At 68.4% G+C, this 11,481-nt stretch carries 9 protein-coding genes; 4 read left to right on the forward strand and 5 right to left on the reverse strand.

Annotation, left to right across the window (positions count from 1 at the left end; genetic code table 11):
- Window positions 1-29 precede the first annotated feature (29 nt).
- From G4D85_RS14130 to G4D85_RS14145, 4 genes are all read right to left on the reverse strand, one after another.
- Entirely contained in the window at window positions 30-3,164 is a 3,135-nt protein-coding gene (locus G4D85_RS14130) for an efflux RND transporter permease subunit (protein ID WP_164012104.1), read from the reverse strand.
- Window positions 3,165-3,173: 9 nt separating this feature from the next.
- Window positions 3,174-4,361, reverse strand: coding sequence for an efflux RND transporter periplasmic adaptor subunit (locus G4D85_RS14135; protein WP_164012106.1), 1,188 nt, complete (start codon window positions 4,359-4,361; stop codon window positions 3,174-3,176).
- Window positions 4,349-5,797: a TolC family protein gene (locus G4D85_RS14140; RefSeq protein WP_164012107.1), complete on the reverse strand. Its 1,449-nt coding sequence runs from the start codon at window positions 5,795-5,797 to the stop codon at window positions 4,349-4,351. The genes G4D85_RS14135 and G4D85_RS14140 overlap by 13 nt, the downstream gene beginning before the upstream one ends.
- Window positions 5,798-6,018: 221 nt before the next feature.
- Window positions 6,019-8,076, reverse strand: a complete 2,058-nt coding sequence (locus G4D85_RS14145; RefSeq protein WP_164012108.1) for a HEAT repeat domain-containing protein — start codon at window positions 8,074-8,076, stop codon at window positions 6,019-6,021.
- A 284-nt stretch (window positions 8,077-8,360) separates the two neighbouring features.
- On the opposite strand from G4D85_RS14145, the gene G4D85_RS50730 reads away from it, so the two are divergent.
- The 4 genes from G4D85_RS50730 (at window position 8,361) to G4D85_RS14160 (ending at window position 10,518) form a co-directional block, all read left to right on the forward strand.
- A complete protein-coding gene (locus tag G4D85_RS50730; RefSeq protein WP_420821706.1) occupies window positions 8,361-8,729 on the forward strand; it encodes a DUF4951 domain-containing protein in 369 nt (122 codons plus the stop codon).
- Between the two features lie 696 nt (window positions 8,730-9,425).
- A complete protein-coding gene (locus tag G4D85_RS14150) occupies window positions 9,426-9,860 on the forward strand; it encodes a hypothetical protein (protein ID WP_164012109.1) in 435 nt (144 codons plus the stop codon).
- 59 nt (window positions 9,861-9,919) lie between these two features.
- Complete coding sequence (locus G4D85_RS14155; protein WP_164012110.1) at window positions 9,920-10,162, forward strand: hypothetical protein; 243 nt, start codon at window positions 9,920-9,922, stop codon at window positions 10,160-10,162.
- A 5-nt stretch (window positions 10,163-10,167) separates the two neighbouring features.
- Window positions 10,168-10,518 (forward strand): response regulator, encoded by a 351-nt coding sequence (locus G4D85_RS14160; protein ID WP_164012111.1) that lies wholly within the window; start codon window positions 10,168-10,170, stop codon window positions 10,516-10,518.
- A 494-nt stretch (window positions 10,519-11,012) separates the two neighbouring features.
- Here the strand turns inward: G4D85_RS14160 and G4D85_RS14165 are convergent, their stop codons facing one another.
- A complete protein-coding gene (locus G4D85_RS14165) occupies window positions 11,013-11,333 on the reverse strand; it encodes a hypothetical protein (RefSeq protein ID WP_164012112.1) in 321 nt (106 codons plus the stop codon).
- Window positions 11,334-11,481 lie beyond the last annotated feature (148 nt).

Raw genomic sequence — 11,481 nt, forward strand, 5'->3', positions numbered from 1 at the left:
TCACTCGGGCCTCGCGTGGTTTCCGTGTTTCACGCGGACTGCGGCTCGGGCGGGGTGGTGGGAGGTGTTGAGCGTGTGCGCAAGCCCTTCACCAGCACATACAGCACGGGGATGAAGATGAGGTTGACAAAGGTGGACAGCAGCATGCCCCCGAAGACAGTGGTGCCCAATGACTTGCGCGCGGAGGCGCCCGCGCCAGTGGCCAGCACCAGCGGCACCACGCCCATGAGAAAGGCGAAGGAAGTCATGAGGATGGGGCGCAGGCGCGTCTGCGCGGAGTGGATGGCGGCCTCCACCACGCTGCGTCCTTCCTGGCGGAGCTGCTCGGCGAACTCGACGATGAGGATGGCATTCTTGCTGGACAGGCCCACCAGCATGACGAGTCCCACCTGGCAGAACACGTCGTTCTGCAGGCCGCGCAAATTTTGCAGGCCCAGCGCGCCCAGCATGGCCACCGGCACGCCCAGGAGGATGACGGCGGGCAGGGTGAAGCTCTCGTACTGCGCCGACAGCACGAGGAACACGAAGATGATGCCCAGGCCGAAGATGAGCAGCACGCTGCTGCCGGCCTGCTTCTGCTCCTGGGACAGGCCCGTCCACTCGAAGGTGTAGCCCGCCGGCAGGGACTCGCGGGCCACCCGCTCCATGGCGTCCAGCGCCTGCCCGGTGCTGGAGCCTGGCGCCGCCTGTCCATTCAGCCCCGCGGAGCGATAGAGGTTGTAGTGCTGGATGTTCTGCGCGCTGGTAATCGGCCGCACCTTCACCAGGGACTCCAGCGGCACCATCTGCCCGGCCGACGAGCGCACGTAGAGCGCGTCGATGTCCTTCGGCTCGTTGCGGAACGGGACGGCCGCCTGCACGTAGACGCGGTACACGCGGCTGGCGAAGGTGAAGTCATTGACGTACTGGCTGCCCAGGTAGACCTGCATCGTGGAGAACACCGCGTCCAGCGGCACGCCCAGCGCCAGCGCCTTCTCGCGGTCCACCTCCACGTCCAGCAGCGGCGTGTTGGCGGTGAAGGAGGAGAAGACGCCCCGCAGCCCCGGGTCCTGGCTGGCGCGCGACACCAGGGCCTCCGTCGTCTGCGCCAATTCCGCCAGCGAGCGACCGCCCTGCTGGTCCTCGAGGACGAACTCGAAGCCGCCCACGCTGCCCACGCCGCGGATGGCGGGGGGCTCGAAGGGCAGCACCCGCGCGCCGCCAATGCCAATCAGCGGGCCGCGCAGTCGCTCCACGATGCCGGCCACGCTCTGCTCCTGCTCCTCGCGCTCGTCCCACGGGCGCAGGTTGACGAAGAGGGTGCCGTAGTTGGCGCCGGTGCCCAGCAGCGAGAAGCCGCCCACGGTGAAGATGTCCGCCACCTCCGGCTGCTGGCGCAGCACGTCCTCCGCCTGGAGGAGCACCTGACGTGTGTAGTCCAGCGAGGTGCCTTCCGGGCCCTGCACGGCGACGATGAGGTAGCCCTGGTCCTCGCCTGGGATGAAGCCGGCGGGCGTGAGCCGGTAGACGACGAGGGTGCCAACGAGGCACACCACGAAGGCGATGGTGACGGGCCACTTCAGCGGCCCGGTGAGCCGGACGAGCAGCCGCCCGTACGCGTCGCGGAACCTGTCCAGCGCCCGGTCGAACAGGCGGAACACCTTCCACTTCTGGCCCTCGTGCGGCTTGAGGAGCAGCGCGCACAGGGCAGGGGACAGCGTGAGGGCCACCAGCGCGGACAGGCAGATGGAGAAGGCGAGGGTGAGCGCGAACTGCCGGTAGATGATGCCCGTGGTGCCGGGGAAGAAGGACACCGGGACGAACACCGCGGACAGCACGAGGGCAATCGCCACCAGCGCGCCGGCCACCTGCTTCATGCCCCGGTGCGTGGCCTCGCGAGCGTCCACGTTGTCATGCTCCATGGTGCGCTCGACGTTCTCGATGACGATGATGGCGTCGTCCACCACGAGGCCGGTGGCCAGCGTGAGGCCGAACAGCGTCAGCGTGTTGATGGAGAAGCCGAAGGCGCTGACGAAGAGGAAGGTGCCCACCAGCGACACCGGCAGCGTGGTGGCCACCACCAGCACGCTGCGCCAGCCGTGCAGGAAGATGAAGACGACGAGCACCACCAGGAGGATGGCCTCTCCCAGCGTGACGAGGACCTCTTCAATGGACGCCTCCACCGCCGCCGTGGTGTCGAAGGCGCGCTCGTACGTCATGCCCGGTGGGAAGCTGGCCTTGAGTCGCTCCAGCTCCGCCACCACGCCGTCGCGTACCTCCAGCGCGTTGGAGCCGGGGAGCTGGAAGATGCCCAGGCCCACCGCGTCGCGGCCGTTGAAGCGCAGCAGCTGCCCGTAGTTCTCCGCCCCCAGCTCCGCGCGGCCCACGTCCTTGATTCGCACCAGTGAGCCGTCCTGCCCGCGCTGCACGACGATGTTCCCGAACTGCTCCGCCGTGGTGAGCTGCCCCTGCACGCGCACGGTGAACTGGAACGTCTGTCCTGGCGGGGCGGGCTGCTGGCCCACCTGGCCCGCGCCCACCTGCACGTTCTGCGTGCGCAGCGCGTTCACCACGTCCGTCGCGGCCAGGCCCCGGCGCGCCAGCTCCGTGGGGTCCAGCCACAGGCGCATGGCGAAGCGCCGCTCGCCGAAGATGCGCACGTCGCCCACGCCGCTCACGCGCAGCAGCGCGTCCCGGATGAAGACGTCCGCGTAGTTGCTCAGGAAGCCGACGTCGTAGCGGCCCTCCTGGTCGAACAGGCCGAAGGCCATGAGCAGCTGCGTCTGCGACTTGTTGACGGTGATGCCCAGCGCGTTCACCTCGGCGGGCAGCTGCGCGGACGCGGTGGACACCCGGTTCTGCACGTCCACCGCGGCGAGGTCCAGGTCCCGCCCCGGGTCGAAGGTGACGTTGATGTTGGCCTGCCCGGTGTTGCTGCTGGTGGAGGAGATGTAGCGCATCCCCTGCACGCCGTTGAGCTGGCGCTCCAGCACCGTGGTGACGGCGCTCTCCACCGTCTCCGCGGACGCGCCGATGTAGGTCGCCGACACCTGCACCACGGGCAGCGACAGGTCCGGGTACTGCTCGACGGCGAGCGAGGGGATGGAGATGGCCCCCACCAGCGTGATGATGATGGACACCACGCTGGAGAAGACGGGGCGGCGGATGAAGAAGTCCGTGAACATGCCTTCTCCTCACTGCGCCGGAGTCGTGCCGCCGTCCGAGCCCTGGGGTTGTCCGGGCCCGCTGCCGCCTACGCCCGGAGGGGCGCCCTGCGCCGTCTTCGCGGGGGTGGGTTGAATCGGCTGGCCGTCGCGCAGGAGCTGGATGCCGCTGACCACCACCTGGGTGCCCGCGTCCAGGCCGCCCGTCACCTCGTAGTTGTTGCCGGAGACCTGTCCCACCTTCACCGGAGCGCGCTGCGCCACCGTGCCTCCGTCGGACTGGCCCACCACGTAGACGAAGGACTGGCTGCTGATGCGCGTCACCGCGAAGGTGGGGACCTGCAGGGCCTCGCGTGTGTCGTACACCACGCGTGCGCGCACGAGCTGCCCGGCCCGCAGGCCCACCGTGTTCTCGAAGGCGGCCTTCACCTCGACGAGCTGGGTGGCGGCCGAGGGCGTCGGCGCGATGAAGAAGACGGGGGCGGACACCACCACCTCGCCGTCCGCGTCCAGCACCTCCACCGGCGTGGTGCCGACCTGGAGGTCCCGGACACGCTCCACCGGCAGCCCCACGGACACCTCCAGCGCGCGGCTCTGGTCCAATTGGGTGAGCGCCGTCTGCGGCGTGACGAAGTCGCCCACCTTCACCGGGTAGTTGCCCACCACGCCCGCGAAGGGTGCGTTCACCTTGTAGAAGCCGAGCTGCACCTCCTGGGACTGGACCTGGGCTTCGATGGCGCGCGCGCTGGCCTCGGCCTGCTCCGCCTGGGCCACCGTCTGGTCATAGTCCTGGCGGCTCAGCAGCCCTTCCTTGAGGAGCTGCTCGCTGCGCTTGCGGGTGCTCTGGGCGAACTGTCGCTGGGCCACCGCGGCGGCCTGCTGGGCCTGGGTGGCGCGCAGCCCCGCGCGCTCGCGCCGGGGGTCCACCACCAGCAGCACGTCGCCCTGCTTCACCCGCGCGCCGGGCCGGAGGGGAATCTGCTGCACGTAGCCGGCGACCTGCGGGTAGACGGTGATGCTGCGGCGGGAGATGAGCGCGGCCACGTACTCGCCGGTGTCTCGCACCGGGCCCGGCTCCAGCGGCTGCACCTGCACGGGCATGGCCCGGCCCGCGGCCCCCTGTCCACCCTGGGGGCCGTCCTCCGCCCCGGAGCCCTTGCACCCCGCCGCCAGCGCCAGGGCCACGAGCGCCGCGCCCCATGTGCTCACCACTCGCATGCCGCCTCCGCAAGGAATGCCTCGACTCGGGCCTGCTCCAGCCGGAACTCGCGCACCACGAGCTGCAGCTCCGCCTGCCGCAGCGCCGCGGCCGTCTGGATGAGCTCCAGGCTGGTGCCGGTGCCGACCTCGAAGCTGCGCCGGGTGAGCCGGTCGTTCTCCTCAGCCAGCTCGCGCTCGCGCGAGGCGATGTCGCGGGACGCCGCCGCCACGTCCACCCCGCGCCGCGCCTGCGCCACCGCCACGGTGACGGTGCGCTGGAGTTCGACTACGTCCTGCCGTGCAATCTCCGCCTCGGCGCGTGTCTGCCGCAGCCGGCCCTCGCGCGCGCCGCCCTCCCAGAAGGGGAAGACGAGGCTGGCGCCGATGTTCCATGCAGGCACCCGCGCGAAGCCGTCCTCCACCGTGAGGGCCACCGCGGTGCTGTCCAGCGTCAGCGTGGGGGCATACTGCGCCTTCACCTCCGTCACCTGCCGCTCGGCCACGATGAGTCGCGAGCGCGCCGCCGCGAGGTCCGCCCGGCTGTCCACGTCCTCCAGCCGCTGGCAGTCCCGCCGCGCGCTCCGGAGCAGCGTCTCGAGCTGGACGCCGCGCGCCAGCCCCACCGCGCCGGGAGTGCCCAGCGCCAGGCCCAGCGACTCGCGCGCCTGCCGCAGTTGCTCGTCACCCGTCACCACCAGGGCGCGGGCGTTCTCCGCGTCCTGCTGCACCCGCACCACGTCCAGCCGGGTGCCCGCGCCCAATTCAAGGCGGCGCTGGGCCAGGGCCAGCCGCTCCAGCGCGGAGCGGAGGTTGACGCGGTTGACGTCGGCCAGCCGCTCCTGCGCGGACACCTGCACCAGCGCCTGCGCGAGCAGCCCGGTGAGCTGGCGCCGCGTCTCCGCCAGGGACAGCGCGGCGGTGCGCTGGGCCTCGCGCGCGGTGCCCAGCGCGGTGATGGCCTGGAGGTTGAACACCGCCACCGACGCGCTCAGGGAGCCCACGAAGGGTGGCGAGGTGGGGCGCAGCTCCCCGTCTCCCCCGGTGCCCGTGCCTCCGCCGATGCCACCCGCGCCCCCGCCGAGGAAGGTCGTCGCATCGGGGTTGAGCAGGTTGGATTGGACGGACACCACGCCGGTGAGGCTGGGGAGCAGGGACGCGAGCGCGATGCGCCGCAGCCCGGCGGCGGACTCCACCTGGGCCAGCGCGGTGCGCAGGTCCGTGGAGCGCTGGCGCAGCAACTCGAGCGCCTCGCGCCACGAGGACACCTCCACGGGCGCGGGCGGCACGGGCTCCAGCAGCGGGTCCGAGACCTGGACCTGCATGGGCGGCTCGATGGCGGGTGCGGGAGCGTCGGGTATCGGCTGCTGCACGGCGCCGGGCGCTGCCTGTGCGAGCAGCAGGCCGGGCAGGAAGCCGGAGTGCGAGAGCAGGGCTGCGAGCAGCAGGGCATTCATGGGGGCGCGCACAGAGGTACGAGGCAGGCCCTACCCGGACCACGTCCCGGAGGGCCGCCCTGCGTCTGGTGGACAAATGAAGCGCGCCCGCTGCTCAGCAGTGGATGAAGGGACGGGCGGCAGGGCCCGTGCCATGAACAGGAAGGGAAACAGTGTTGCGGATGCAACGCCGCCGCCCTGGGGGGAGGGCGTGGAGGGAGAGCCTCAATTCCGTCCGCGGCTCAGCGCCCCTGGCGGAGCATGGTGAGCCGTTGCTTCGCGGCGCGGCTCTGCGGGTCGAAGCGCAGGGCCTCTTCCAGCCGCTCCTGGCCGCGCTGCGTCTGGCCCTGGACGATGTAGAGGTCGGCCAGCCGCACGAGGGCGTCGGGGTTGTAGGGCTGGAGGTCCAGCGCGCGCTCGAACTCGCGCGTGGCGGTGGCCACGTCCTTGCGGCGCATGGCGAGCTGGCCGAGCACGAGATGCGGCTGCACCAGTCCGGAAGTCTCGGGCCGGGAGGCCAGGGTCTCCAGCGCGGCAGGGCCCCGCGCGTCGCCCAGCGTCGTGAGCGTCAGCGCGGCGGCCTGGCGCACCCACAGGGAGCCATCCGCGAGCAGCGGCACCAGGTCCTCCGCGGCCGCGCGCGCGCCCGTGAAGCCCAGGGCGTCGATGACGTCCGTGCGCAGCGAGTTGTCCGTGGTGCCCTTCAGTGTCGCGCGCAGGGCGGGGGCGGCCTCGTGCTTGAAGCGGCGGGCCAGCAGCCTCGCGGCGGCGCCTCGCAGGGACGGGGCCTCCGTGGAGTCCGCGAGCACGGCCTCCAGCGCGGGGCGGCTGGTGGCGGCCGTCTTGTCATCGAACGCGTCGGCGAGGCGCAGGCGGCGCTGCTGGCGTCCGGCGGCCTGGGGCCACCACTTCGTGAGCGCCTGGGACATGGACTCGGGGGTGGCCTTGGCGTGGCAGGTGTTGCAGGCGTTGGGGACGCCGTGGCGCGTGGTGTTGTCCGGGGCGGGCACGTCCATCGCATGGTCGGCGAACTTGTCGAGCACGCCGGAGACGACGGGCGGCATGTGACAGGACAGGCAGTCCTGCGCGGCGCGCGCGGTGTGATGGGTGTGGCGCTGGCCCTGCGCGAAGACGTCCGCGTGGCACTGCTGGCAGGTGGAGGCGCCGACGGAGACGTGGGCCGCGGTCTGCTCCGGCTTGGGCGGGCGGACCTCGTTGGCGGCGTGGGGCTCGTGGGGCGCGGTGTGGCAGGTGAGGCAGGTGGCGCCGCCCTGGGTGTGGCAGCGGGACTGGAGGAGGGCCTGGTACTCGAAGCTGGAGGTGCTCGGGCGGCCATCGGTGAAGTAGTCCCCCGAGCGCTCGTTGCCCACGAAGAGGACGATGGGCATGTAGTGGTCGTCGTAGCGCTGGCCGGGCTGGAAGCGGTGGGCGGCGTCCAGGATGGGGAAGAGCGGGCGGCGCGGCCCATGGCACTGCGCGCACACCGCGAGGCCCTGCTCGGGAGACAGCTTGTCCGGCTGGACGATGTCCTTCGGCTCCTGCGTGTCGGCGTGGCGGGCACCGGGGCCGTGGCAGCTCTCGCAGGCAACACCGGCGTCGGTGAACTTCGTGGACCAGATGTGTGAGGCGCGCTCATAGCGCGCGTCGAGCCCGGTGACGTGACAGTCCAGGCAGGCGTGCTGGGCGCTGCGGCGGAAGTTGGTCCAGAAGAAGGGGTGGTCCGGCGTGAGGGCGCCCTGCTTCGTCTCCGAGTAGTCCACCCACTCGCCCTTGCCGGTGACGTGGAAGTACACGGGCAGCACCTGCCAGCGGCCGTCGGCCAGCGTGGTGACGGGGTCCTGCATGCGCTTGCCGCCGATGACCCACTGCACGGGGAACTCGGCGAGCTGCCCGTCCGCACCCCTGGTGCGCATGTGGTGGTGCTCGCCGTCGCGGCGCATCCACGCCTCGCTGGAGTCACCCTTGAAGTGCGTCTTGCGGAAGTCTCCGACGACGAACTTCGACGTGGCCGGAGAGAGCGCACGGGAGTGCCAGCCCTTGCCCCACGCGGCGTGCTCGTCCTCGTGACACTCGCCGCAGACGGCGGAGCCGGCGTAGGCGCCCGCGGGAGGGTGGCCGTCCTTCACGGGGGCGGGGCTCGCGGGGGCGCTGGCCGTGACGGTGGGGGCGGGCGCGGTGGCGGCCGGCGTGGACGGCGGCACGGGCTCCGGAGGGGAGCGCAGCGCGGCGGTGATTCCCGCGGCGACACCCAACACGGCGAGGACGACGGGGATGAGCAGGGCGGGGCGAGGAGCGGGCATCGGAGTTGTAGGTGCAATGCTGCCTGGGGGGCTGTCGCGAAACAAGCCGGGCTCCCGGTCCCTGCACCCATCCATTCGCGGGACTGTGGGTCTCCCATGCTGGACCCGGGCGTCGAAGCTCGCGGTGAGGCCACGAGGAAGGCGCATGGCCCCACGGTGTCCCGTGAGTGGTCAGTCCCTTGCACAGGAGTGCCCCTGTTCCTTCCCAGGACTCTCGTGAGGGGCTCCACCCGCCCGCCAGGGTCTCTGCAACCGCCTATGTCGCGGCAAAGATTACCGCGCATATGAATGAGAGTAAGGCGGAGCCTGGGGCTCCGGCAGCCGAACCGGCAGATAGCTCTAATGGCCAAAAAACTGGCAAACTGCCGGTTCCGCTTACGCCTGAAGGAATGACCCCGCCAGAATTTGGCGAAGCTCTTGGTTGGCCGACGGGACGCGCGGGACAACCCAGCCCGGCAGTTGGAAACCCTCCGTCTCTGGAGGAGTTAGACAATCTCGGGGTCGATGAGGTGATGGCTGAGGATTGGCGAGGCTTCTATGAGTATGAGGCCAACAAGAATCGAAGCAACCCTTCAGCGGGTCCACGACGTGATTTTTTGATAAGATACTGGAAGTGCTCAGAAACCGTGGGCGTGTACCCTAGCGAGGTGTGATCATGATTGGTGTGAAGATTCGTGTGCGGAATGTGTTGACCCATGCAATGACGCTAACGCTTGAGCCTTGGGGAGATGTCGAAGAGATTCAAAGTGGAAATTATGTCGACATCGTCGCGGAGGGGCCGGACTCCAGTGAGCGGAGCGATGGTGGACTTATTCAGATTGACAGGACCGACAAAGGGGTCAATGTGTGGGGTTGGACAGGCTCCAGGTGTGAGGTTGTTCGTAAGGCAGGTGGATGAGAGTGCTCTTCAGGGCCTTCCTCACCGGATGGTCATTGGTGATGCGCTTGATGTTGTTTTCGGTTGTGCTTGAGGTGGCGGCGTCTCTCGCGTGCGCAAGTGGTGGACAGCGACGGGGTGAGGACGGGCGACTGCTGTGTCGTGTTGATTCGGATTGCCCTGAGGGAAGGGTTTGCACGGACAACGTTACAATTGAGGATGACGACCCAAGGACTTGCGAGATTCCATGTCGACAGAATGAGCAGGGTGATTTCTACTGTGACCGTGGAATGGTGTGTAGAAACGAGTCGCATGGACTTGTTGGATTTCGGTGTGTGCCCGATTGATCCTGAGCGATCCCCGGAGCTCTTGGCTCCAAGGTGGTGCGGCCATGACACGTGATGCGCGAGGCCCGCTTATGGGCTTGGGGATGTCGGCATCTGTCAGGACGAGGATGCACACAGAGCGTTGTATGGACCGGCTTGTTGAGTGGATCGGACCCATTGGTCTGAGTGTGCTGCCGGCGGGCGAGAACAGCGAGCGTCCATACTTTGGGGTGAGAAGGAAGAACGGGGCGATTGTTAAGCGTAAGCAGAGCCTTCCGTATTCATTCTCCTTTACCTGGCTCAACGTGAAGTCTGCGATCATTCTTGTCTCGGAGCGCGAAGTGCGCTTGGTGACGAGTCTTACGGCGCGAGCCCTCTTTGGGTATGTTTTTGGTGCTGCAGGGGCCCTCCTATGCGCGCTCAGCTTGATGCCCGGCATCTTGTTGAAGATTGTGGCGGTCTTGATCTTGGGTGCGACGTTATTTGTATTGTTGGCATACAACCGGACGTGCATTGTTCGTGAGTCCGAATTGTTGCGTCGTGCGCTGGAAGAGATCGACGGCGACAATATGAAGGGCTGAGGCCATTCATTACGGAGCTGGAAGGTGTCGAAGCCCTGGTGGAGGCGTTGGGCCGCTGGTTGAGCGGCGGTCTCAAGGGGGAAGAGGGATTCGCGCTCGGCATCGGCGGTGGCGACAGCGGGCTGAACTTGGAAGTGGGGACACTGGCGGAGTTCATCTGCCGGCCCGGCAGGCCTGCGTTCCGCCTTCGCTATGCCAGCTCAGGGGTTCGCGTCGAGGTGGGCTTCGTGGTTGGCCACTCATGCTTGAATGAGCTGGCGGTGGACTTGGAGCGGATTCTCGCGCTTGCCAGGGCGGTGTGAAACCGATGCGACTGCTGATGGTCGAGAACCATGTGACGTTCGCGGAGATTGTCCGCCGGCAGATCCTGGGCGAGCACGAGGTGCTCATCGTTCCAAGCCTCGCTGCTGCCCGGGAGCGGCTGAGGGAGGTTCGGTTCGACGCAGTGTTGGTCGACTTCGACCTGGACGATGGGAAGAGAGATGGCCTCGTTCGAGAGCTGAAGAGCGTGGGCTACCCGGGGCGCATCGTGGCAATTTCGTCTCACGAGCAGGGGAATGCCGAGCTGCTGGCTGCCGGGGCACATTCAACCTGCGCCAGGTCCGAATTCGCGCGCATTGTCAAACACCTGCAGCCTATGTCCGAGAGCGACGCGTAGGCCCTGAATGAGAGCTGTCAGTTGGCGGGCCAAGGCCGTTCGAGTCGCAATCTTCCTGGCCATTCCGGTTCTTGGCGCCGGTCTGATATACCTGCTCAGGCCGCTCGATGGGTATGACGGATGGTTCCTGAGCCAGCTCGCGCTGAAGGAGGACACCGTTTATGCACCCGGTTACTCGGACGAAGCATTCCGAATGGTCAGAGTCGGGATGTCGCAGCTGGAAGTCAGGAGCCTGCTTGGCGAGCCACTCGATGTCTATGGCCCAGGTGCCAGGAGAGACGATGTCGTGGGGTGGCGCTATTCGAAGAGTGCGGGAGGGGCAAGCTATCGGATTCGCACGGTGCATTTCCAATCGGAAAGAGTCGTCCGTGTCTCAAGTCGCTTCTATCTGGATTGACGCACGGATGCGGCGAGAGGGGCTCGAATCCGAGGACTGGAGAAGTGGGGGCGTCAGGGCGGCGACTTTTTCTGACGGGTTCCGAGAATTCTGGCCGTCACTCCGAGGCGTTCAACGCGGCATTGCGTGCATCGGCCGCGGCGCGTGCCAGGCGCGAGCCGACCGCGATGTAGTCGGGGTGGCGGACGTAGTCCGGCAGCATGTCTTCCGAGGTGCGCTCATGGTGCATGTTCAGAGGGTAGAGGCCCTCCGCCGCCAGCTCGAGCACCCGTGGGCGCAGCTCCTTCGTGTAGGGCTGTCCGAACCCCTGCTTGTAGTCCTTCCGCCGCTCCTTCAGTGACGCCTCACGCTGCGCCGCGAGCCGCTCCCGGAAGCGGGGTTCCGTGTCCGTGAGCAGGTCCAGCGCCTTGCGTCCCATCGCCTCGTAGGCAACTGCCGTCGAGTCGTCATGCGGGACCTTGCCCTCGAGGAACCGGACGTAGCCCCGCGTCGCCTCCAGCAGCTCGCGCTCCCGGCGTCTCTAGACGGAATGGCGAACCGCCGCGTCTCCTCCACCGTGACGAAGG

The sequence above is a fragment of the Pyxidicoccus trucidator genome, from assembly GCF_010894435.1.
Taxonomy (GTDB): Bacteria; Myxococcota; Myxococcia; order Myxococcales; family Myxococcaceae; genus Myxococcus; species Myxococcus trucidator.

Excerpts from the sequence above, each read along its gene's own strand:
- G4D85_RS14130 (WP_164012104.1), bottom strand. The coding sequence starts at position 3,164 with ATGTTCACGGACTTCTTCATCCGCCGCCCCGTCTTCTCCAGCGTGGTG.
- G4D85_RS14135 (WP_164012106.1), bottom strand. The coding sequence starts at position 4,361 with ATGCGAGTGGTGAGCACATGGGGCGCGGCGCTCGTGGCCCTGGCGCTG.
- G4D85_RS14140 (WP_164012107.1), bottom strand. The coding sequence starts at position 5,797 with ATGAATGCCCTGCTGCTCGCAGCCCTGCTCTCGCACTCCGGCTTCCTG.
- G4D85_RS14145 (WP_164012108.1), bottom strand. The coding sequence starts at position 8,076 with ATGCCCGCTCCTCGCCCCGCCCTGCTCATCCCCGTCGTCCTCGCCGTG.
- G4D85_RS50730 (WP_420821706.1), top strand. The coding sequence starts at position 8,361 with ATGAATGAGAGTAAGGCGGAGCCTGGGGCTCCGGCAGCCGAACCGGCA.
- G4D85_RS14150 (WP_164012109.1), top strand. The coding sequence starts at position 9,426 with ATGGACCGGCTTGTTGAGTGGATCGGACCCATTGGTCTGAGTGTGCTG.
- G4D85_RS14160 (WP_164012111.1), top strand. The coding sequence starts at position 10,168 with ATGCGACTGCTGATGGTCGAGAACCATGTGACGTTCGCGGAGATTGTC.
- G4D85_RS14165 (WP_164012112.1), bottom strand. The coding sequence starts at position 11,333 with ATGGGACGCAAGGCGCTGGACCTGCTCACGGACACGGAACCCCGCTTC.